A 20,528-nucleotide genomic window follows, 5' to 3' on the forward strand; every position below is an offset into this window, starting at 1 on the left:
CCTATTTTTCGTTTTGGAAGTGGCGGCAAGATGTTCGGATATGATACAATTTCAAAAGCAAGAGTGAAGATGATAAAAGGGGATAAGGTAGAACAAAATGAAAAAAATTGAAATTTTGGTGCATTCTCCGGAAGAAACGAAGTCGGTGGCCCGCCGGCTGGCGGAACATCTTGAGCGGGGAATGGTCATCGCATTAGAAGGTGATCTCGGGGCGGGAAAGACGACGTTTACGAAAGGTCTTGCTGAAGGGCTGGGCATTACGCAAACGGTCAATAGCCCAACGTTTACGATTATTAAGCAATATGATGGTCGGCTTCCGCTTTATCATATGGATGTATACCGACTTGAAGATGAATGGGAAGATCTTGGATTTGACGAATATTTTGCTGGCGATGGTGTTACGGTTGTTGAATGGGCGCATTTGATCGCCGGCCAGTTGCCTGAGGAACGGCTGACCGTTTTCTTGTTTCATCGTGGCGGCGATGAGCGGTTGCTTCGCTTTGAGCCGTCGGGAGAGCGTTATGAACAGTTGTGCAAGGAGATTTTTCCGTCATGAAAGTATTGGGAATTGATACATCGAATATGCCGCTTGGCATTGCGTTGGTAGATGGTGATGTCGTGAAAGGGGAATTCATCACCAATGTGAAAAAAGACCATTCATCCCGGGCGATGCCAGCCATTGAGTTGTTGCTTCGACGATGTGACGTTGCTCCAAAAGATCTCGATTTAATCGTTGTAGCGAAAGGGCCGGGGTCGTATACCGGGGTGCGGATCGGCGTGACGATTGCGAAAACGCTTGCCTGGTCGCTCGGTATTCCGATCGCCGGAGTGTCGAGCCTTGAAGTGCTCGCCGCCAATGGCCGTTATTTTCCTGGGGTGATCGTTCCGCTGTTTGACGCACGGCGCGGACAAATTTACACCGGGCTTTATCGCTACGAAGGCGGTGCGCTCCGCTGTCTTGAGGAGGACCGGATTGTGGCGGCGGATGAGTGGGCGCGTCGGTTGAGCGAGCGGGAAGAGGATGTATTGTTCATTGGTGCGGATGCACCGCTATATCGTGATTTGTTTCGAAGTCATTTAGGCGAACGGGTTCACGTGGCCCCGCCGTCTTTGGCGTTGCCGCGTCCGAGCGAGTTGGTGATGCTCGGCAAACAAAAAGAGCGCGAGAACGCCCATGTGTTTGTGCCGAACTACCTCCGCCTTGCCGAGGCGGAGGCGAAATGGCTCGCGAAACAAAAAGGGGAACAGAACGATGGGGATCAATGTTCAATTTCGGCCAATGACCATTCATGACATTGATGAAGTCGTGCAAGTCGAGCGGGCATCGTTTACTTCGCCTTGGAGCCGTGAATCGTTTTACAACGAGCTCATGTACAACCGCTACGCCAAATATATCGTCATGGTGTACAACGGGCGGATCATCGGGTATGGTGGGATGTGGCTTGTCATCGATGAGGCGCATGTGACGAATGTAGCCGTGTTGCCGCAGTTTCGTGGGCAAAAGCTTGGTGAAGCGCTCATGCGACGCTTGATGGACATGGCTAGGCAGCACGGGGCGGCGACGATGACGCTTGAGGTGCGCGTGTCCAATCATGTTGCCCAGTCGCTGTACCGAAAGCTTGGGTTTCGCAACGGAGGCATTCGCAAACGGTATTATCCGGATAACTTTGAAGACGCGTTAGTCATGTGGGTGAAGCTGAGATGAATGAGGACGTGTATGTATTAGGCATTGAAACGAGCTGCGATGAAACGGCGGCAGCAGTCGTGAAAAACGGAAGAGAGGTTTTATCGAATGTAGTGGCGTCGCAAATGGAAAGCCATCGGCGGTTTGGCGGCGTCGTGCCGGAAATTGCTTCCCGCCATCATGTGGAGCAAATTACGCTCGTTATTGAGGAAGCGATGCAGCAGGCCGGCGTATCGTTTGCGAGCCTTGATGCGGTGGCGGTGACGGCCGGACCGGGGCTTGTCGGAGCGCTTCTTGTCGGGGTCAACGCGGCGAAAGCGTTAGCGTTCGCCCATGGATTGCCGCTTATTGGAGTGCATCATATCGCCGGTCATATTTACGCCAATCAATTAGTGGCCGAAATGAAGTTCCCGCTGTTGGCGCTCGTCGTTTCCGGTGGTCATACGGAACTAGTGTTCATGAAGGAGCATGGGAATTTTGCGGTGATCGGTGAAACGCGCGATGACGCTGCCGGTGAGGCGTATGACAAGGTGGCGCGGGCTTTAGGCCTTCCGTACCCAGGAGGACCGCACATCGACCGGCTGGCTCATGAGGGAGAGCCAGTGATTGATTTGCCGCGAGCGTGGCTTGAGGAAGGTTCGTATGATTTCAGCTTCAGCGGCTTAAAATCGGCGGTTCTCAATGCGCTCCACAACGCGAAGCAGCGCGGCGAGGAGATCGATCCGAGACAGATGGCCGCGAGCTTTCAGGCCAGCGTCGTCGATGTGCTGGTGACGAAAACGGTGCAGGCCGCCAAAGAATACCGCGTACGGCAAGTGCTGCTCGCCGGGGGGGTGGCGGCCAACCGCGGGCTGCGGGCTGCACTGCAGGATAAAATGAAAGAGCTCCCCGATGTGGAGCTTGTCATCCCGCCGTTATCGCTATGCACCGATAATGCTGCGATGATTGCCGTTGCGGGAACAGTGTTATATCAACAAGGAAAGCGGGCTGATTTGGCGCTCAACGCCAATCCAAGCTTGCCGCTTGTCTAGGCAGTTGGCTGAAACGCGAAAGACACCGAAGGGCGATCCGTTTGCGGCAGGCAAACGGATCGTCCTTTTTATTTTCATGTGTATATTTTTATCCACAAATCTGTGGACAATGTGGAAAAAGCGGTAAAACACTATCAACATAAGAAAGACAATACACAGCGATTTTTGTGTAACAAGGAAGATGTTTTTTGTGGATAATGTGGAAAAGTTGGTGAATAACTTATATTCCATGGTGGAAATTGTGGATTCTTTTGTGGATAATGTGACTAACTAAAGAACAACCCGCCGAAACTAGAGGCGGGTTGTCGGTTATAGTGAAGTATAAAGCTGTTCCCATTCGGCCAATAACATTTCGACTCGCTGCTTTCGCTCGTCGTTTTCTTGCGTCAATCGTTGCATCGTCTCATAGTCGCCGTAAACGGATGGATCACAAAGTTGCTGCTCGATCTCAGCGATTTGTGCTTCAAGCGTTGCAATCTCGGCTTCGATTTCATCCAAGCGGCGTTGGCGCTGGCGCCGTCGTTTTTTTTCCTCTTTTTCTTGCTCGTATGTCGTTTTGGCAGAATCACTTGCCGTTTCTGTCGGGCGGACGTTCAGGAGTGCCAGTTCGCGCATTTCTTCTTTTTTGGCGATGTAGTAATCATAGTCGCCTAAGTATTCCGTTAGGCCTCCGCTGGAAAGTTCAAACACCTTTGTTGCGATTCGGTTGATGAAATAGCGGTCGTGGGAAACGAACAAAATCGTTCCCGGGTAGTCGATGAGCGCTTGCTCGAGCACTTCTTTGCTGTCGAGGTCTAGATGGTTTGTCGGTTCGTCCAAAAGAAGGACATTTGCTTTTTGCAACATCAGCTTGGCGAGCGAAAGGCGTGCTTTCTCCCCGCCGCTTAAAGCGGAGACCGGTTTTAAAACGTCATCGCCGGAAAACAGGAAGTTGCCGAGCACGGTGCGAATTTCTTTTTCTGTCTTTTCGGGGTAGGCGTCCCACAGCTCGTCAAGCACCCGTTTGTTCGATGACAAATCAGCTTGGTCTTGATCGTAATAGCCGATTTGGACGTTTGCGCCGTAGCGGAGCTCTCCTGTTTGGATAGGGAGTTTTCGGGCGATCGCCTTCAGCAATGTCGACTTGCCGATGCCGTTCGGCCCGACTAGGGCGACGCTTTCGCCGCGCGTGATGCGGAAGCTGATTTGGCGGATGATGGGTGCACCGTCGCCATAGCCAACGGCTATGTCTTCAGCGGTGAGCACTTCATAGCCGCTCGGTCGATCGATCGAGAACGAAAAGGAGGCTGATTTTTCATCGCCGACAGGCCGTTCGAGCCGTTCTATTTTTTCCAGTTGCTTTCGCCGGCTTTGCGCCCGTTTGGCCGTCGAGGCACGGGCGATGTTGCGCTGGATGAAGTCTTGGAGTCGGGCGATTTCTTCTTGCTGTTTCTCGTACCGTCTTAACTCTTGTTCGTATTGCTCGGCCCGCAACTCCAAATAGCGGCTGTAGTTGCCGGCATAGTGTTTGAGCGTGGCATTCGACAGTTCGTATACGTCAGTGACGATTTTGTCTAAAAAGTAGCGGTCGTGGGAAACAACCAGGACGGCACCGGGATAGGCTTGCAAGTACTGCTCCAGCCAAGCGAGCGTCTCAAGATCCAAATGGTTCGTCGGCTCGTCCAAAATCAATAAATCCGGCTTGGACAACAGCAATTTCCCAAGGGCAAGACGCGTCCGCTGTCCGCCGCTTAACGACGAGATCGGCGTTGTTTTATAATCATATGAGGAAAACTGCAGCCCGTGCAAAACGGAGCGGATATCGGCTTCGTATTGGTAGCCGCCTTGTTCTTTGTATTGTTCTTGCAGCTCGTCATACGTTTTCAGCGTTTTTTCATAGCGAGCTGGATCGGCGAGTACGTCTGGGTCGCCGAGTTGCATGCTGAGTTCGGCGAGCTGTTTTTCGAGTCCTAGAAGCGGGGTGAATACCTCAAGCATTTCGTCCCAAATGGAACGCGGCGAGTCGAGCCCGCTGTTTTGCGCCAAATAGCCGATTTTGATATGGTTTGGTTTGATGATTTTGCCGCTGTCGAAAGAGAGTTCACCGGCGATGATTTTCAACAATGTCGATTTTCCCGCTCCGTTGCGGCCGACAAGGGCAATTCGGTCGTGGGACTGTATTTCTAGTTTTATATTCGATAAAATAAGGTCAGCGCCGAAATATTTCGTGAGCCCGTGCACTTGCAAAATGATCATGTCATTTCACCTCGCGAATAGTTTAACGTAAGTCGCGAAAACGGTCAAAGACGAATGATGAAAAATCGTGTATAGTGTATAAATGGAGGAGATTGTATTGTCATCGTTCACTCATTTCAATGAACAAGGGCGCGCGAAAATGGTTGATATTACGCACAAAGAAGATACTGTGCGAGTGGCTGTGGCGCAAACGAGCGTGACTGTCAGCCGGGAAATTTACGAAAAAATGACGAGCAATGCGATCGAGAAAGGGGATGTGCTCGCCGTCGCTCAAGTGGCGGGGGTGATGGCGGCGAAGAAGACAGCTGACCTTATTCCAATGTGTCACCCGCTTATGTTAAAGGGTGTGGACATTGCTTTTGCTTGGGAAAACGATGGAGAAGCGCATAAGCTCGTCATCACGGCAACGGTGAAAACGAAAGGGAGCACAGGAGTGGAAATGGAAGCGCTGACGGCCGCTTCGGTCTGTGCGTTGACGGTGTACGATATGTGCAAGGCGCTTGATAAAGGAATGGTCATCGGTCCGACGTATTTGGTCGAAAAAACGGGCGGGAAGTCTGGCCATTACCGACGGAAAACCGATTAGCTAGGGGATGAGATCATGAGCAACGAACAACCGAAAATTCCGCAGGCAACCGCCAAACGGCTGCCGCTTTACTATCGGTTTTTGAAAAACTTGCACGCTTCCGGCAAGCAACGCGTCTCCTCTGCCGAGTTGAGCGAGGCGGTGAAAGTCGATCCGGCGACGATCCGCCGCGATTTCTCCTATTTTGGCGCGCTTGGTAAAAAGGGATACGGGTATAATGTCAATTATTTGTTGTCGTTTTTCCGCCGGACGCTTGAAGAGGATGAGGTGACCGAAGTCGCCTTGTTTGGCGTCGGCAATTTAGGCACCGCCTTTTTAAACTATAATTTTTCGAAAAACAACAATACGAAAATCGTGATGGCGTTTGATGTCGATGAGCGGAAAGTAGGAACGACAGTCGGCGGGGTGCCGGTCTATCATCTCGATGAGTTGGAGGAGCGGCTTCACGAAAACATCCCGGTCGCCATTTTAACCGTGCCGGCCGCCGCGGCTCAAGCGCTGACCGACCGCCTTGTCGCCCAAGGAATTAAAGGCATTTTAAACTTTACTCCGGCGCGGTTGAACGTGCCGAACCATATTCGCGTCCATCATATCGATTTAGCCATTGAGCTGCAGTCGCTCGTCTATTTTTTGAAAAACTATCCATCGCCATCGTAAAAGGAGAGAACAACACATGAAATATTTGTTGCTCGTTGCTGTGATTTTGTTGCTGTTTGGCACGAAAAAGCTGCCAGAATTAGGGCGGTCGTTCGGCCAGTCGCTTCGCGAGTTTAAAGACGCCACAAAAGGGCTCGCTGATGACGAAGAAACGAAAACCGACCGATGACAAGGCAGGATGGAGAAACAATGAATGACAAAGAAATGTCGGTGTATGAGCATCTGGGTGAACTGCGAAAACGGCTCATCATCGTGCTCATCTTTTTTGCTGCGGCGCTTGTCGTTAGTTTCTTTTTTGTCGATGATGTCATTTTGTATTTGCAGCGAACGGCCGAGGCGAAGCATTTGACCATGAACGCCTTCCGCCTCACCGATCCGATTAAAGTGTATTTTCAGTTTGCCTTTGTCATCGCAGCTGTGCTGTCGGCTCCGGTGCTGTTGTATCAAATTTGGGCGTTTGTCAGCCCCGGTCTGTATGAAAAAGAGCGGAAAGTGACGTTAAGCTATATCCCGGCGTCGATCGTTCTTTTTTTAGCAGGCGTCAGCTTCGCTTATTTCGTCTTGTTTCCGTTTGTCGTTCGATTTATGAGCCAGCTGGCTGACCAACTAGGGGTTCAACAAATGATCGGCATTAATGAATATTTTCAGTTTTTGCTTCAGCTCGTGCTGCCGTTTGGCATCGTATTTCAGCTTCCGATTGTTGTGCTGTTTTTCACCCGCTTAGGGCTTATTACGCCGCAGCTTCTTGTTCGCATCCGCAAGTATGCGTATTTAGCGCTGCTTATTTTAGCGGCGGTCATTACGCCGCCGGATGTGTTGTCGCAAGTGATCGTCATGATTCCACTCACCATTTTGTATGAAGGAAGCATTTGGGTGGCGCGCATCGGCTATCGGAAAGCGCAGCGAGCAGTCGAGCAGGAAGGCAATGAGTGAGGCGGGACGAAAAACATTGAGAGGAAAGCGAGCAAGGCCGGGCCAAACGAAGGGGCTGTCTCAAAAGCCGCAAAACAGAGCTTTGAGGCCGGCCTCTTGTTTTTTTGTTTCCATTTTCACGATATGATCGCCGTCATGGGATTGATGTTCTGGTCCCTTCCCGCGCGAATCACGGGAAGGGGGTCAGCGTTTTGAGGCGAAAAGAAGGCGAAGGGCGGTGCCGAAATCAAAGGCAGCGAGCGCCGCTAAAGCGATGGTGGAGACGTTCCAAACCGTTTCATGAGCACTTTCGATGGCCAAATACGTAAACATTGAGCCTAAGACGAAATACAGAAGCGAAAACAGCCGAGGGTTTCGCATCATAGCCAAACCCTCCAAACGGCGAGCGGCAGCTCGGACTGGCGCATCATTTTCTCAATCTCGTCGGCCAATAGCGTCTGCATGACGACGACGAACGTATTCATGGCGACATGGGCGAAAATCGGTACGAAAATGCGTCCGGTTTTTGCGTATAAAAACGCGAATACCATCCCCATGGATGTGTACAGAAGCAAATGTTCTGGCTCCATATGGACAATGGCAAACAAAAGCGAACTGACAAGCGCAGCAAGCCAAAAGTTGTATTTTTCATAAAGCGAGCCGAAAATGATTTTGCGGAAGATGAGCTCTTCCAAAATCGGGCCGATGACGGAGGTGACGACGACCAACAGCGGCGTCAGGCGGATGATATCGATGATTTGCCTTGTATTTTCCGACCCTGGTTTGATGCCGAGCAGCCGCCATTCGATGTTGGCGGCGATGCTTTGGGCCGCGAGCGCCAAAAAGACGCCCAAGACCGCCCACATCCACGAGGAAGCAAGCGGCAGCCGCCGCATCATTCGTTCGTTGCGGTCACCGCGGAGCAGCCATAGGATAATGACAAAAGCGAGCAGGAAACTAATGATCGCCCAATACCCGGAAGCCAGTTTGGCGGCTTCGAGGCGGCTTTCCGTTCCTTGGCCGACGCCGAGGGCGCGAAGAAGCGGCACGCCGACAAAGGCGGACAGCTGCATGACGATATACGTGATGATGACGTACCAGTGGTTGCGTTTCAAACCCTCTACCCCTTTTATTTCAAATTATATCCGTATTGTAGCACATGTATGGCGAAAATAGTAAGAAAACTGCATCCTCGCATCCCACCTGACCGCCGTAAAAAAATTAACCGGAGCCGTTTATCAGTCCGAGGAATGTGAAATAATGAAAACGGGCTCCGCGCGGATGGGGAGTAGAGGCAAAACAACCGGCTCCTTTTGCTCTTTCTTCTTTAGGAGAGAAAAACAGTTATTTTTTTGCATTTCCTACTTGCAAAACTGAAAGAAGTTCATTAATATTATAAGTGTGTTAGCACTCAATAGTGATGAGTGCTAATAAGAACGGTGAAAACTATCGTTAAGGAGGTTGTTCCCCGTGTTGAAGCCATTAGGCGATCGTATTGTCATTGAAGTCGTGGAAACAGAAGAAAAAACGGCTAGCGGTATCGTTCTGCCGGATACGGCGAAAGAAAAACCGCAAGAAGGCCGCGTTGTTGCTGTCGGTGCAGGCCGCGTGCTCGATAACGGCCAACGCATCGCGCCGGAAGTCGAAGTTGGCGACCGCATTATCTTCTCGAAATATGCGGGCACAGAAGTGAAATACGACGGCAAAGAATACTTAATTTTGCGCGAAAGCGATATTTTGGCTGTCATCCGCTAATATATGCGTTCATCACATAAACATTCCGAAAACATACTGGGTACTTAATCGGATACTTAACTTGTGGCACGCAGTCCAACAATTTCATAAGGAGGTAACGGGGTATGGCAAAACAAATCAAGTTCAGTGAAGAAGCGCGCCGTGCGATGTTGCGCGGGGTGGACAAACTTGCAGACGCAGTGAAAGTCACATTAGGTCCGAAAGGCCGCAACGTCGTATTGGAGAAAAAATTCGGTTCGCCGCTCATCACGAATGACGGGGTAACGATCGCGAAAGAAATCGAGCTCGAAGATCCGTTTGAAAACATGGGCGCGAAATTGGTCGCTGAAGTCGCCAGCAAAACGAACGACATCGCTGGGGACGGTACAACAACCGCTACGGTATTGGCTCAAGCGATGATCCGCGAAGGCTTGAAAAACGTAGCAGCTGGTGCCAACCCGATGGGCATCCGTCGCGGTATCGAAAAAGCGGTTGCTGTTGCGGTTGAAGAATTGAAAGCCATCTCCAAACCGATTAAAGGAAAAGAGTCGATCGCCCAAGTTGCTGCGATCTCGGCTGCTGACGAAGAAGTCGGCCAATTGATCGCTGAAGCGATGGAACGCGTTGGCAATGATGGCGTTATCACGCTTGAAGAGTCGAAAGGCTTCACGACGGAACTCGACGTTGTCGAAGGGATGCAATTCGACCGCGGTTACGTTTCACCGTACATGATTACGGATACGGAAAAAATGGAAGCTGTCCTTGAAAATCCGTACATCCTCATCACGGACAAAAAAGTATCGAGCATTCAAGAACTGTTGCCGGTCTTAGAACAAGTCGTCCAACAAGGCCGTCCGCTCCTGATCATTGCGGAAGATGTTGAAGGCGAAGCATTGGCGACGCTTGTTGTCAACAAACTGCGCGGCACGTTCAATGCGGTTGCTGTCAAAGCGCCTGGCTTCGGCGATCGCCGCAAAGCGATGCTCGAAGACATTGCGATTTTGACAGGCGGCGAAGTGATCTCGGAAGAGCTTGGCCGTGAATTAAAATCGACGACGATCGCGTCGCTTGGTCGTGCGGCGAAAGTTGTTGTCACGAAAGAAACGACGACGATCGTCGAAGGCGCTGGCGATTCGGAGCGCATCAAAGCGCGCATCAACCAAATCCGTGCGCAGCTTGAAGAAACGACGTCCGAATTCGATCGCGAAAAACTGCAAGAACGCTTGGCGAAATTGGCTGGCGGCGTAGCGGTCATCAAAGTCGGTGCGGCAACAGAAACAGAATTGAAAGAACGCAAACTGCGCATCGAAGACGCGCTCAACTCGACTCGTGCGGCTGTTGAAGAAGGCATTGTCGCCGGCGGTGGCACGGCTCTCATGAACATCTACAACAAAGTCGCTGCCATCGAAGCGGAAGGCGATGAAGCAACCGGTGTGAAAATCGTATTGCGCGCGATCGAAGAACCGGTTCGTCAAATCGCGCAAAACGCTGGTCTGGAAGGCTCGATCATCGTTGAGCGCCTGAAAAACGAAAAACCGGGCATCGGCTTCAATGCGGCAACAGGTGAATGGGTCGACATGATCGAAGCTGGTATCGTTGACCCGACGAAAGTCACTCGTTCGGCGCTGCAAAACGCTGCATCTGTCGCCGCAATGGTCTTGACGACAGAAGCGGTCGTTGCCGACAAACCGGAAGAAAACAAAGGCAACAACAACATGCCGGATATGGGCGGCATGATGTAATCCACCTAGTCAAAAAAGGAACACTGGGATTATTCCCAGTGTTCCTTTTCTTTTTGGAGAGGGGAAAAGTCATTCTCTCTTTCTATTGAATGGTGATAGGGAACGCGTAAATAGCGTCCCCCTCTTTCCAAGTGGCATGAATGACATAGATGTACGAGCCTTGCTGTTCAGGCAGCTCAATCGTTCCATTGGGAACTAACTGCCAGTCGACATTGTCGCCGTTCCATACGCCAGCTTCGAGTGTTGATGGGCGATAGTCAAATTGAACGCGAAGTTTTGCCCCCGGAGCAGCGGTATAGGGAGAGAGTTCTTTGACGAGCTGCGGCGGGGCGGCGGCGTCAGCAGTAACTGCTCGTCGGCCTGTTGACCACGTGTAAGTCCCGAGCCGGTGGTTGACCGTTTCACCGTTGACGGTCAACGTTCATTTAGGCGGCTCGATATTGCCGAATGAACAGCCGGAAAGCCATAGAAGTAAAATCAGACCTGGGGCCCATCGTATTCGCATAGAGAATTCCCCTTTTTAAATATAGACGTCTTTTTAACCGATAGGTTGCATGAATACGTTCCCGAATGGCCTCTGATCCGGTGACTGAGCGTCCACTCGGAAGAAGGAGATAAGAGATGGATTGGAGTAAGCGAGCGATAAAGAAGGACGTTGCAGCCGTTACTTATTTTTCCGCAACTTCGACTCTTTCCTTTTGCTTCTCCTTCTCCTTAGCTAGCTTCTTATCCCATTTAAATACTTTGTTGAGTAGTTTATAGATCGTTTTGCTTTCTTTGGCAAAGAGTGGTCCCAATATGGCCAACATGAGAACGTAAAGTGCGGTAAAAGGCGTCAGTATCGGGTTTAACCCCGCTGTAATCCCCAGATTTGCAACGATGATGGAAAACTCTCCACGCGCGGTGATTGTCAAACCAATATTTGTAGAGGCTTTGTAGGACAACCCGGCCTTTCTTCCGGCGATCATTCCCGCCACCATATTGGCTAGTAGAGTGACGATAACGGCTCCTAATGATAACCAAAACGCATGAATTAAGGTGGATGGTTCAATAGTCAAACCGAAACTAAAGAAAAAGATAGCTCCAAAGAAGTCACGGAATGGAACAACTAAATGTTCGATTCGATCGCGGTGTTCGGTTTCCGAAAAGACAAGCCCCAGTAGTAAGGCCCCGATAGCTTCAGCGACATGAAGCGTTTCGGAAAAGCCGGCAACGAAAAAGAGAATAGCAAAGATAACGATGATGAATATTTCATCGGATTTGATATTTAACCATTTGTTAAGCAGAGGGGCACCTTTACGAGCGATGACAAAAAATAGCAGCATATAAGCAACAGATGTTAAAACCGATAGGCTGATTCCGAAAAAGGAGGTGGATCCAGCTAGCAAAACCCCTGACATCGTCGTCAAAAATAGGGCAAGGAAGATGTCATCAAAAAGGATCATCCCTAAAATGAGCTCTGTTTCAGGATTGGCCGTTCTCCTTAAATCGACGAGAACTTTGGCCACGATGGCACTTGATGATACACTGAGGAGTCCAGCAATAAGAAGCGTTTCCATCCATGGCATTCCGACGGCCTTGCCATAAACCAATCCTAAAACAAAGTTCATTGTGACGTAGATGCTTCCGCCGACCACGATGTTTTTTCCGGATTTAATCAGTTTACCAACAGAAAATTCAAGTCCTAAATAAAACAGTAAAAAAAGTACCCCGATCCTGCCTAAAAACTGGATAATTTCATTGCTTTGAATAAAAGTGAGGTCAATAATCCCGATTGTGGGGGCATGGGGCCCGACCAGCATGCCGATCACGATCAAAAACGGGATAATGGAGAAGTTTAATTTATTGGCAATGATCGACCCAATGGCGACTAGGACGAGTGCCGTTCCTACTTCGAATACTAAATGGTTCATCTATTCCCATCACTCCTTATTTGATAGTAAATGACTAATGATCTCCTTGATTTGCTGTCTTTCTCCAGACATAATCAAGGTATCTCCAGCTTCAATCAATGTATTTGGACCGGGATTATGGGATTTTTGGGAATGTTTCTTTTTGATAGCGATGACAGTGACACCGAAACGGTTCCTAATATCAAGTTCACCAATTTTTTGATTTACAGCGGGGGCGTTTGGCTCCACTTGAAACCACTCGATAATGAGATCGTCAAAGGCAAACTCAATCGTTTCGAGCGCCTTTGGTTTATATGCCATTCCTCCAATGATTCCTGCAATTTGGCGCGCTTCTTGGTCGCTTAAGGTCACGCTGCTAACGACTTCATCATAATCCTCTGCGTCAAAGTGATAAATTTCCCTTCGCCCATCGTCATGGATCACAATGACAAGCTTATCTTTGTTTCGCGTAATAATTTCAAACTTGTACCCAATTCCCGGCAATTCGCTTTCTCGGATATTCATGATCAAAGATTCCTCCTTGCTTATATTTTGATTATATTGGAGTTTTTTCCTTTTCTGTTATCTACTTTGTCTATAGTTATTATAACAGTAAAAACGTTTTTTTTTTCACTTTTTTAGCTCAGCTAGCTGTTTGAAGGTGATTGAGGAGGAAATATACATATCGGTGGTTTTTCTAGTCTTTTCCGTTTGTATGTTAAGCATAGTGAACGCTTTCTCTCATTTATGCTTACGTTTAAAAGTGGAGGGATCCGGTTTGGGATGATAAAAATCATTGGTGGAAGGGAATGTTGTTTTTTTGCCGGCCGTTTAGGCCACAATGGGAATGAACACGTAATATGAGAGTGTCTAGGCAAAGGGGGCTGACGTGATGAACGAACGAATTGAACGCGACTCGCTCGGCGAGGTGAAGGTGCCGGCCGATAAATACTGGGGGGCGCAGACGGAGCGAAGCCGGCAAAACTTTCGCATCGGCAAAGAAACAATGCCGCTTGAACTCATTTATGCCTATGCCGAGCTGAAAAAGGCGGCGGCGATCGTGAACCATCAGGCTGGAAAGCTGAGCGAAGCGAAGCAGCGGGCGATTGTGGCCGCGTGCGAGGAAATTTTGGCGGGCCGATGGGATGACCATTTTCCACTCGTCGTCTGGCAGACGGGAAGCGGGACGCAGACGAATATGAACGTCAACGAAGTCGTGGCGAGGAGGGCGAATGAGCTGCTAGGTGACGGGGAGGGGCGCATTCACCCAAACGATGATGTCAACATGTCGCAAAGCTCGAACGATACATTCCCGACGGTGATGCATATCGCGATCTACATGAAAATCCAAACACATCTCCTGCCGGCGCTTGATGGCTTGATCGGAACATTCGCTGCGAAAGAACGCCAATATGAAAAGACGATCAAAATCGGGCGCACCCACTTGCAAGACGCGACGCCGCTCACATTTGGGCAGGAGATTTCCGGCTGGCGGACGATGCTGGAAAAAAGCAAGGCCATGATCACCGAAGCGAGTGAGAAGCTGCTTGATTTGGCGATCGGCGGCACGGCGGTCGGAACCGGAATCAATGCGCCGCCGGGATTTGGCGAACAAGTGGCCGAGCAGCTGAAGGCGCAAACCGGCTATCCATTCCGTTCGGCAACAAACAAATTCCATGCGTTGACCAGCCATGACGAGATTGTTTACGTCCACGGGGCATTGAAAGCGCTCGCTGCCGATTTGATGAAAATCGCCAACGACATCCGCTGGCTGGCGAGCGGGCCGCGCTCCGGGCTCGGGGAGATCACGCTTCCAGCCAATGAACCGGGGAGCTCGATCATGCCGGGGAAAGTGAATCCGACGCAAAGCGAAGCGATGACGATGGTCGCTGTTCAAGTGTTCGGCAACGACGCCACGATCGGTTTTGCGGCAAGCCAAGGCAACTTCCAATTAAATGTGTTCAAGCCGGTCATCGCCTATAACGCCATTCAGTCCGTGCAGCTGCTCGGCGATGCGATTCGTTCGTTTGATGAGCGGTGCGCCAAAGGGTTGGAGGCGAATGAAGCGAAAATGAAAGAATACGTAGAGCGGTCGCTCATGCTCGTGACGGCGCTGAGCCCGCATATCGGCTATGACCGGGCGGCGGAAATCGCGAAGCTCGCCCATCGCGAAGGGTTGACGCTCAAGGAAGCGGCATTGAAAACCGGGTATGTGACAGCTGAGCAGTACGAAGAATGGGTGAGGCCGGAGAAGATGATTTAGCGGCACAAAACGACGGGTAGATCAGCCGTGAGCGAATAGGCGGGCCAAAAACGCTCATCCCGATTCAAGGGATGAGCGTTTTTCCATTGAGACAGCCTCCTGCCGCCAGCTGGCTGCTTTGCACCGGGCAAATGTTAAGCAAACAGGCGAATGAGTTCATTAATCGACAAGACGGCAAACAGCGCCAGACAAAGAACGAGCAGCGCATTCGAGAGCCAATGGTTGCGCCCTTCGTCCGGAAGCGCTTTTTTCGAATTGAGCAAATAAAGAAGCGTCACAGCCAAAAATGGCATAAACAGCGCGCCGAGCGCCCCGTAGGCGATGATGAGTCCGACCGGCTTGCCGATGAAATGCAAGAGCATCGGCGGGAAGGTGAGCCAAAAGACGTAGAAGCGGAACGCTTTTGACTGGTTGAGCGATTCGGCGCCAACCGGCGTTTTCCGCATGTTGCGAACAAAATCGGCGAACAAATACGAAACGCCGTTCCAAACGCCGATGACCGATGTAAATGACGCCGACCAAAAGCCGAGCAAAAAGAGCCAACGGGCAGCCGGGTGCAGCTCGTTGCCCATGATCGAAGCGAATGACACAAGCCCCTGCTCGCCGCTGATCGTCGTGTCAGTGCCGTACAACAAGGCGGCCCCAAGCACGAGAAGCGACAACGTAAAGATGGCGGTGACAATATAAGCGACAGCGGAATCATAGCGCATCGGCGATACGTAAGCTCGCCCTTTCCAGCCGTTTTCCTGCAGCCAATATCCGTATGACGCCATGGTGATAGAGCCGCCGACGCCGCCGATCAGCCCGAGAGCATACAAAAGCGACCCTTTCGGCAAATCCGGAACGGCCGTTTTCCAAAGATCATCGAGCTGCGGCAGGACAAGAAGCGCCGAGCCGACCACGGTAATGAACATGAGCCCGACGAGCACATTCATGACCCGCTCAAACAATTGGAATCGGCCGGACCAAGTAATCGCAAAGCCAGCCACCCCATGGATGACGGCCCACGCCCAAAGCGGAATGGACGGGATCATCGCTGACATCGCCAAGGCGCACGATGACGTACCGGCCGCGCCGTATACGAATCCCCAAATAATGGCGTACACGCCAAAATAGATTGAGGCCCATTTCCCCATTGACTGCCAGCCTTCGAAAATGGTTTTGCCGCTGAGCAAATGCCAACGGCCGACCCCTTCATTCAACACAAACTTGAACAATGCACCGACGATGATCGCCCACATAAAGACAAGGCCGTAGTTCGTTCCGGCGACAAGAGCGGCCACCAAATCCCCGGCCCCGACTCCGGTCGCTGCGACGATCAGCCCCGGGCCGATCATCGTCCACTTCGATTTCCCCATTTTTCTCTTCCCCCTTGTTGCAAATGGATTCCAAAAGTTCAGTATATTCGATATTATAGTAATAGTATAAACTGCGCCTTGTCTACCGCTGAAAGACCCATTCATTACTATAAAAGGAGTTTGATGTCATGGCGATTTACGAGCCGCTGCTTCCCCCTTTTGAAAAGGTGGTCCGCAACATTGAGCAAGTCATCGTCGGAAAACGCGACGTCATCATCCTCAGCTTAACAGCGTTATTGGCCAAAGGCCATGTGCTGCTCGAGGATGTGCCCGGCGTCGGCAAGACGATGTTGGTGCGTGCGCTGGCGAAATCGTTCAACGTGGAGCTGAAGCGCATTCAGTTTACGCCGGATTTGCTGCCGAGCGATGTGATCGGCGTTTCCGTCTACAATCCGAAAACACAGCAATTTGAGTATAAACCCGGACCGATTGTCGCCCACATCGTGCTCGCGGACGAGATCAACCGGACGTCTCCGAAAACGCAATCGGCGCTCCTGGAAGCGATGGAAGAAGGAAGCGTGACTGTTGACGGCGTCACCCGGGCGCTGCCGCAGCCGTTTTTGGTGATGGCGACGCAAAATCCGATTGAATATGAAGGAACGTATCCGCTCCCCGAGGCCCAGCTTGACCGGTTTTTAGTGAAACTGCACATGGGCTATCCGTCTCCCGATGAGGAAATCGAAATGTTAAACCGTCTCGAAAAAGCGGCGCCGCTTTCGGAGATCGGGCCGGTGATGCCGCTTGATGAACTGCTCACTCTGCAGCGAAAGGTGATGGGCGTGCATGTGAGCGACACCGTGAAGCGGTATATCGTCGATCTCATCCAGCAAAGCCGTGTGCACGAAGCGGTCTATTTGGGCGTCAGCCCGCGCGGGGCCGTCGCTTTGATGAAGGCGGCGCAGGCGTACGCGTTCATCCATGGCCGCGATTTTGTCATCCCCGATGATGTGCAACAGCTCGCTCCGCATGTGCTCGCCCACCGTCTCTTGATTCGTCCTGAAGCAAAATGGGACAAGCTTGACGCCACTGCCGTCATCAAACAGCTTCTAGCCCGTACGCCGGTGCCGGTGCAAGGACGGCGATAAAAGCGATGAACGCGAAGCGAATGAAGAAGGGGAGGCGTTGGCTCCCGCTTGTTGGATTGTTGCTGTTGACCGCCATCTTGTTTTCCTACGCCATGTTTCAAGGCGGATTTGTCAGCTGGTTTTTGTTTTACAGCTTTTTGCCGTTTGGACTGCATGCGTTTGCCGTCGCCTTGTATCCGATCAGACGCGTTGCGGTGAGCCGGACGGTGCCGGCGAAGCGCTATCATGCAGGAGAACCGATTCCGGTGACGGTCCGCATGGAGCTGCCTTGGGCGATTCCGCCCGCTGCCCTCACCGTTTCGGGCCAGGAGCCGCGGCATGGAGGGGCGATGGCCGCGTGGCCGTTTCGACGCCGCCTTTCTTGTGCGTGGTCGCTCTCGTTGCCGCGCGGCCGCCATCAGTTGGACATCGTGCGCCTCGAGGCTTCTGACGCCCTCGGCTTTGTGAACAAAGCAGAATCGTTTTCGGCGCCGTGCACGATCATCGTGTATCCCCGCTATTGGCCTTGGCCGGCAGAAATGGTGCGTGAATGGTTCGCCTATGGAAAAGCGGCCCGCCCGCTTGCTTACCGCCGCGATCTGGCGGTGGCGGCCGGCGCCCGCGAGTACGCGCCCGGTGACAAAATGTCGTGGGTGCATTGGAAGGCGTCAGCGCGAAGGCAAGCGTTGATGACAAAAGAGTTCGATGAGCCGCGCAATGACGATTGGATCGTCGTGCTCGACGGCGCCGCATCGCCATGGTTTGAGGAGCTTGTCACGCTGGCGGCGTCCATCGCGAAAGCGTTGATCGATGAAGGAGTCCCAGTCGGCCTGCTCGTGACTGGAAAAGCCCGTTCTTATTTAGCGCCGCGGCGAAGCGAGGAGCAGTGGCCGTCGCTCCTTCTCCGTCTGGCGGAAGCGGAGGCGAACGGATCAGCGCCGCTTGCGTCTCAATTGGCGGAGGAGGGGAACTGGAGAACAGCGGCCGGTTGCGTGGTCGTGACGTCGAGGTTATCCGCCGAGTTGGCTGCGCAGCTGCGAGCGATGGCGTCAAAACGCTGCATAGTGTTGTATGTGGTCAACCGTGAATGGGGAGAGGACGAGCGGAGGTGGGCGGACGGACTCCGCCATGCGGGGGTGCACGTATCCCACATGCCCCCTCAATCATGGCAAACTGTCCGGCAAGGAGGAGAAGACGGATGAGGCGGTTAGGGACAAGGAAGTTGTCTGCTATGCTGCCCAACGTCCTAGCGGCTTGGCTGCTCACGGAATGGCTTTGGCCGTTGGAAGACGTGACGGATACAGCGCATATTAGAGTGTTTGCGGCCTTTGTCGCCCTTTGCTTCGGGATGTATTGGCTCCGCCTTCCGATCTGGCTGTCCGCTTTGGGGAAAGCGGGATATATATGGTGGTCGCTCGCTTGGCTGTTTTCGTTCCATTCGGCCGCCTCGCTGCCGTATGCCTTATGGCGGGATGGCGCGGCTTGGCTGCAGGGGGGACGCTTGTCCATGCCGAGCGATGCCGTGCGCACCTTTGCCTTTTTTCTGCTGCTATGGGCCATCTCGTTTCTGTTTCATTGGCTGATTGTCCAGAAAAAACGGTGGTTTGTCCCATACGCATTGACAGTTGGGTATATCGCTGTGCTTGATACGTTTTTTCCGTATAGCGGGAACGACGCGATCGTTCGTCTTGTGGCGCTTGGCTTTTTCGCCTTCGTTTGGCTGCATGGCGAGCGGCTGCAGGCAAAAGCGCCGTCTTTTCGCATCGGAACGTGGCGGGCGGCCGCTCTATTCATTCCGGCTGCTGCTTTGGCGGCTGGGTATGCGGGACCAAAGCTGCCGCCCCAATGGCCGGATCCGGTTGCGTTTATCCGCAGCGATCATGCCCAGCCGGAAGAAACGAACGACAACTCGCCTTCTCCTGGCGTGGCAAAAGTGGGATACGGACAGAATGATTCCCGCCTCGGCGGGCCGTTTATCGCGGATGATACCGTCGTCTTTACGGCGAAAGATCGAGGGCTTCATTACTGGCGGATTGAGACGAAAGATATTTACACCGGCAAGGGATGGGAAGTGTTTCCGAGCGAGCAAGTCCGCTCGTTTGCCAACGGCGAAGAGCTCAAGTATGAATGGTGGAGCGATCAAGTTGAGACAGTGGAGCAAAAGGCGGAGATCGAGCGGCGCAATCAAGGGTTTCATCTCGTTTATCCGCTTGGGTTGCGGCGGGTGGAAGCAGCCGAACCGGTCGTGTACCGCATGGATGTGGCGACAGAGAAAATTTATACGACCGATGACAGGGCGAATGCGTTCCCTGTTGGCAAGTATTCATTGACCTATTGGGAGCCGGATTTTCCGATTGCGGCGTTGCGAGCCGCGCCCCCAGTTCGAGACCCTCTTCTGTTGAAACGATATACGCAGTTGCCAAAGACGCTTCCGCAAAGGGTGCGCGACTTGGCGAAGCAAATCGCCGCCGGAGAACAGACGGCTTACGACAAAGTGAGAGCCATTGAGCAGTATTTTCAACTTGGGCAATATACGTACGAAACAAAGGATGTCGCCGTTCCAAAAGAGAACGAAGATTACGTCGATCAATTTTTATTTGAAACAAAACGGGGGTATTGCGACAATTTTTCGACTTCTATGGTCGTGCTCGTGCGTTCGCTCGGCATTCCGGCGCGCTGGGTGAAAGGCTATACGTCCGGAAGGCTGGTCAGCGAGCAAGACGGGGAAAATCTTTACGAAATCCGCAACCATGACGCTCATGCGTGGGTTGAGGTGTATTTTGAAGGCGTCGGCTGGGTGCCGTTTGAGCCAACGCGGGGGTTTGTCAACCCGTATGCGTTTTCACTTTCTCAACAGAATGAGGAGCAACAAGCGCAGCCCTCGCAGCCGGAACCACAGGAACAGCCGCGCGTGCCGCTCGAACAATTGATCAAACGATCATCGCCAGAGCAAGACCGCCATTGGTGGGAGAAGCTGGCCGACAGTTGGTCATGGCAAATGGTGCTGGGCGTGTTCGCGATGCTAGCGGCATTGGGCGGAACGATTTACACGACAAGACGAAAATGGTGGCCCCGTCTTACGCTCCTTCGATTCCGCCGCCGCCAAGTTGACGGCCCGGAATGGCTTGTCCCCGCTTACTTGGCATTGTTGCGTCAGCTGCATGACTACGGGCTGAAACGAAAAGAAGAGGAAACGTTGCGTCAGTATGCCATCCAAGTGGATCGTTTATTCGAAACCGATGAAATGGAACGTTTGACCAAATCGTATGAACAAGCGGTCTACGGCGCAAACAGCAGCCGGATCGACCTCCGTGAGGCGCGTCAATTGTGGGAAAATTTAATAAAAAGGACGATCTCTTGACCGCCTGCC

At 52.1% G+C, this 20,528-nt stretch carries 21 protein-coding genes; 14 read left to right on the forward strand and 7 right to left on the reverse strand.

Going from position 1 to position 20,528, the window contains the following annotated elements; genetic code table 11:
* The first annotated feature begins 97 nt into the window (after positions 1 to 97).
* The 4 genes from tsaE to tsaD are packed head-to-tail and all read left to right on the forward strand — an operon-like array spanning position 98 to position 2,715.
* Complete coding sequence (gene tsaE, locus GT3570_RS01265; RefSeq protein WP_011229745.1) at positions 98 to 556, forward strand: tRNA (adenosine(37)-N6)-threonylcarbamoyltransferase complex ATPase subunit type 1 TsaE; 459 nt, start codon at positions 98 to 100, stop codon at positions 554 to 556.
* Entirely contained in the window at positions 553 to 1,293 is a 741-nt protein-coding gene (gene tsaB / locus GT3570_RS01270) for a tRNA (adenosine(37)-N6)-threonylcarbamoyltransferase complex dimerization subunit type 1 TsaB (protein WP_011229746.1), read from the forward strand. The genes tsaE and tsaB overlap by 4 nt, the downstream gene beginning before the upstream one ends.
* Entirely contained in the window at positions 1,253 to 1,705 is a 453-nt protein-coding gene (rimI, locus tag GT3570_RS01275) for a ribosomal protein S18-alanine N-acetyltransferase (protein WP_011229747.1), read from the forward strand. The genes tsaB and rimI overlap by 41 nt, the downstream gene beginning before the upstream one ends.
* Complete coding sequence (gene tsaD, locus GT3570_RS01280) at positions 1,702 to 2,715, forward strand: tRNA (adenosine(37)-N6)-threonylcarbamoyltransferase complex transferase subunit TsaD (protein ID WP_011229748.1); 1,014 nt, start codon at positions 1,702 to 1,704, stop codon at positions 2,713 to 2,715. The genes rimI and tsaD overlap by 4 nt, the downstream gene beginning before the upstream one ends.
* A 309-nt stretch (positions 2,716 to 3,024) precedes the next feature.
* Here tsaD and GT3570_RS01285 read toward each other — a convergent pair whose 3' ends face one another.
* On the reverse strand, positions 3,025 to 4,950 hold the full coding sequence (locus tag GT3570_RS01285; protein ID WP_062898319.1) for an ABC-F family ATP-binding cassette domain-containing protein: 1,926 nt from the start codon (positions 4,948 to 4,950) through the stop codon (positions 3,025 to 3,027).
* Positions 4,951 to 5,047: 97 nt separating this feature from the next.
* On the opposite strand from GT3570_RS01285, the gene moaC reads away from it, so the two are divergent.
* The 4 genes from moaC to tatC are packed head-to-tail and all read left to right on the forward strand — an operon-like array spanning position 5,048 to position 7,126.
* Positions 5,048 to 5,536 carry a cyclic pyranopterin monophosphate synthase MoaC gene (gene moaC, locus GT3570_RS01290; protein ID WP_011229750.1) on the forward strand — a complete coding sequence of 163 codons (489 nt, stop codon included), beginning with the start codon at positions 5,048 to 5,050 and terminating at the stop codon, positions 5,534 to 5,536.
* A gap of 15 nt (positions 5,537 to 5,551) precedes the next feature.
* Positions 5,552 to 6,193 (forward strand): redox-sensing transcriptional repressor Rex, encoded by a 642-nt coding sequence (locus GT3570_RS01295; RefSeq protein WP_013144051.1) that lies wholly within the window; start codon positions 5,552 to 5,554, stop codon positions 6,191 to 6,193.
* A gap of 16 nt (positions 6,194 to 6,209) precedes the next feature.
* Positions 6,210 to 6,362 (forward strand): twin-arginine translocase TatA/TatE family subunit, encoded by a 153-nt coding sequence (tatA, locus tag GT3570_RS01300; RefSeq protein WP_013144052.1) that lies wholly within the window; start codon positions 6,210 to 6,212, stop codon positions 6,360 to 6,362.
* 20 nt (positions 6,363 to 6,382) lie between these two features.
* Entirely contained in the window at positions 6,383 to 7,126 is a 744-nt protein-coding gene (gene tatC / locus GT3570_RS01305; protein WP_011229753.1) for a twin-arginine translocase subunit TatC, read from the forward strand.
* 183 nt (positions 7,127 to 7,309) lie between these two features.
* Here the strand turns inward: tatC and GT3570_RS01310 are convergent, their stop codons facing one another.
* Both GT3570_RS01310 and GT3570_RS01315 read right to left on the reverse strand, forming a co-directional pair.
* Positions 7,310 to 7,489 (reverse strand): YdiK family protein, encoded by a 180-nt coding sequence (locus tag GT3570_RS01310; protein WP_013522803.1) that lies wholly within the window; start codon positions 7,487 to 7,489, stop codon positions 7,310 to 7,312.
* On the reverse strand, positions 7,486 to 8,220 hold the full coding sequence (locus GT3570_RS01315) for a CPBP family intramembrane glutamic endopeptidase (RefSeq protein WP_023634042.1): 735 nt from the start codon (positions 8,218 to 8,220) through the stop codon (positions 7,486 to 7,488). The genes GT3570_RS01310 and GT3570_RS01315 overlap by 4 nt, the downstream gene beginning before the upstream one ends.
* A 355-nt stretch (positions 8,221 to 8,575) precedes the next feature.
* Between GT3570_RS01315 and groES the strand changes: the two genes are divergently transcribed.
* Positions 8,576 to 8,860, forward strand: a complete 285-nt coding sequence (gene groES, locus GT3570_RS01320; RefSeq protein ID WP_013144057.1) for a co-chaperone GroES — start codon at positions 8,576 to 8,578, stop codon at positions 8,858 to 8,860.
* Between the two features lie 104 nt (positions 8,861 to 8,964).
* A complete protein-coding gene (gene groL / locus GT3570_RS01325; protein ID WP_011229758.1) occupies positions 8,965 to 10,581 on the forward strand; it encodes a chaperonin GroEL in 1,617 nt (538 codons plus the stop codon).
* An 82-nt stretch (positions 10,582 to 10,663) separates the two neighbouring features.
* On the opposite strand, the gene GT3570_RS01330 is transcribed toward groL, so the two are convergent.
* The 3 genes from GT3570_RS01330 to GT3570_RS01340 all read right to left on the reverse strand — a co-directional run bounded on the left by GT3570_RS01330 (position 10,664) and on the right by GT3570_RS01340 (position 12,998).
* Complete coding sequence (locus GT3570_RS01330; protein ID WP_021322577.1) at positions 10,664 to 10,999, reverse strand: hypothetical protein; 336 nt, start codon at positions 10,997 to 10,999, stop codon at positions 10,664 to 10,666.
* 250 nt (positions 11,000 to 11,249) lie between these two features.
* Positions 11,250 to 12,494 carry a cation:proton antiporter gene (locus tag GT3570_RS01335; protein WP_062898320.1) on the reverse strand — a complete coding sequence of 415 codons (1,245 nt, stop codon included), beginning with the start codon at positions 12,492 to 12,494 and terminating at the stop codon, positions 11,250 to 11,252.
* Between the two features lie 9 nt (positions 12,495 to 12,503).
* Positions 12,504 to 12,998 carry a cation:proton antiporter regulatory subunit gene (locus tag GT3570_RS01340; RefSeq protein WP_062898321.1) on the reverse strand — a complete coding sequence of 165 codons (495 nt, stop codon included), beginning with the start codon at positions 12,996 to 12,998 and terminating at the stop codon, positions 12,504 to 12,506.
* A 367-nt stretch (positions 12,999 to 13,365) separates the two neighbouring features.
* On the opposite strand from GT3570_RS01340, the gene fumC reads away from it, so the two are divergent.
* The gene (fumC, locus tag GT3570_RS01345; RefSeq protein ID WP_062898322.1) at positions 13,366 to 14,736 is read left to right on the forward strand and encodes a class II fumarate hydratase; all 1,371 of its coding nucleotides are present in this window, start codon (positions 13,366 to 13,368) and stop codon (positions 14,734 to 14,736) included.
* A 134-nt stretch (positions 14,737 to 14,870) separates the two neighbouring features.
* On the opposite strand, the gene GT3570_RS01350 is transcribed toward fumC, so the two are convergent.
* Entirely contained in the window at positions 14,871 to 16,094 is a 1,224-nt protein-coding gene (locus GT3570_RS01350) for an Nramp family divalent metal transporter (protein ID WP_015373801.1), read from the reverse strand.
* 128 nt (positions 16,095 to 16,222) lie between these two features.
* On the opposite strand from GT3570_RS01350, the gene GT3570_RS01355 reads away from it, so the two are divergent.
* The 3 genes from GT3570_RS01355 to GT3570_RS01365 are packed head-to-tail and all read left to right on the forward strand — an operon-like array spanning position 16,223 to position 20,519.
* Complete coding sequence (locus GT3570_RS01355; RefSeq protein WP_062898323.1) at positions 16,223 to 17,179, forward strand: AAA family ATPase; 957 nt, start codon at positions 16,223 to 16,225, stop codon at positions 17,177 to 17,179.
* Positions 17,180 to 17,184: 5 nt separating this feature from the next.
* Positions 17,185 to 18,360: a DUF58 domain-containing protein gene (locus tag GT3570_RS01360; protein ID WP_044742400.1), complete on the forward strand. Its 1,176-nt coding sequence runs from the start codon at positions 17,185 to 17,187 to the stop codon at positions 18,358 to 18,360.
* Positions 18,357 to 20,519 carry a DUF4129 domain-containing transglutaminase family protein gene (locus tag GT3570_RS01365; RefSeq protein ID WP_062898324.1) on the forward strand — a complete coding sequence of 721 codons (2,163 nt, stop codon included), beginning with the start codon at positions 18,357 to 18,359 and terminating at the stop codon, positions 20,517 to 20,519. Before GT3570_RS01360 ends, GT3570_RS01365 begins: the two co-directional genes overlap by 4 nt.
* Positions 20,520 to 20,528 lie beyond the last annotated feature (9 nt).

Source organism: Geobacillus thermoleovorans, assembly GCF_001610955.1.
GTDB lineage: Bacteria > Bacillota > Bacilli > Bacillales > Anoxybacillaceae > Geobacillus > Geobacillus thermoleovorans.

Excerpts from the sequence above, each read along its gene's own strand:
- tsaE (WP_011229745.1), top strand. The coding sequence starts at position 98 with ATGAAAAAAATTGAAATTTTGGTGCATTCTCCGGAAGAAACGAAGTCG.
- tsaB (WP_011229746.1), top strand. The coding sequence starts at position 553 with ATGAAAGTATTGGGAATTGATACATCGAATATGCCGCTTGGCATTGCG.
- rimI (WP_011229747.1), top strand. The coding sequence starts at position 1,253 with ATGGGGATCAATGTTCAATTTCGGCCAATGACCATTCATGACATTGAT.
- tsaD (WP_011229748.1), top strand. The coding sequence starts at position 1,702 with ATGAATGAGGACGTGTATGTATTAGGCATTGAAACGAGCTGCGATGAA.
- GT3570_RS01285 (WP_062898319.1), bottom strand. The coding sequence starts at position 4,950 with ATGATCATTTTGCAAGTGCACGGGCTCACGAAATATTTCGGCGCTGAC.
- GT3570_RS01295 (WP_013144051.1), top strand. The coding sequence starts at position 5,552 with ATGAGCAACGAACAACCGAAAATTCCGCAGGCAACCGCCAAACGGCTG.
- tatA (WP_013144052.1), top strand. The coding sequence starts at position 6,210 with ATGAAATATTTGTTGCTCGTTGCTGTGATTTTGTTGCTGTTTGGCACG.
- tatC (WP_011229753.1), top strand. The coding sequence starts at position 6,383 with ATGAATGACAAAGAAATGTCGGTGTATGAGCATCTGGGTGAACTGCGA.
- GT3570_RS01310 (WP_013522803.1), bottom strand. The coding sequence starts at position 7,489 with ATGATGCGAAACCCTCGGCTGTTTTCGCTTCTGTATTTCGTCTTAGGC.
- groL (WP_011229758.1), top strand. The coding sequence starts at position 8,965 with ATGGCAAAACAAATCAAGTTCAGTGAAGAAGCGCGCCGTGCGATGTTG.
- GT3570_RS01335 (WP_062898320.1), bottom strand. The coding sequence starts at position 12,494 with ATGAACCATTTAGTATTCGAAGTAGGAACGGCACTCGTCCTAGTCGCC.
- GT3570_RS01340 (WP_062898321.1), bottom strand. The coding sequence starts at position 12,998 with ATGAATATCCGAGAAAGCGAATTGCCGGGAATTGGGTACAAGTTTGAA.
- fumC (WP_062898322.1), top strand. The coding sequence starts at position 13,366 with ATGAACGAACGAATTGAACGCGACTCGCTCGGCGAGGTGAAGGTGCCG.
- GT3570_RS01350 (WP_015373801.1), bottom strand. The coding sequence starts at position 16,094 with ATGGGGAAATCGAAGTGGACGATGATCGGCCCGGGGCTGATCGTCGCA.
- GT3570_RS01355 (WP_062898323.1), top strand. The coding sequence starts at position 16,223 with ATGGCGATTTACGAGCCGCTGCTTCCCCCTTTTGAAAAGGTGGTCCGC.
- GT3570_RS01360 (WP_044742400.1), top strand. The coding sequence starts at position 17,185 with ATGAACGCGAAGCGAATGAAGAAGGGGAGGCGTTGGCTCCCGCTTGTT.
- GT3570_RS01365 (WP_062898324.1), top strand. The coding sequence starts at position 18,357 with ATGAGGCGGTTAGGGACAAGGAAGTTGTCTGCTATGCTGCCCAACGTC.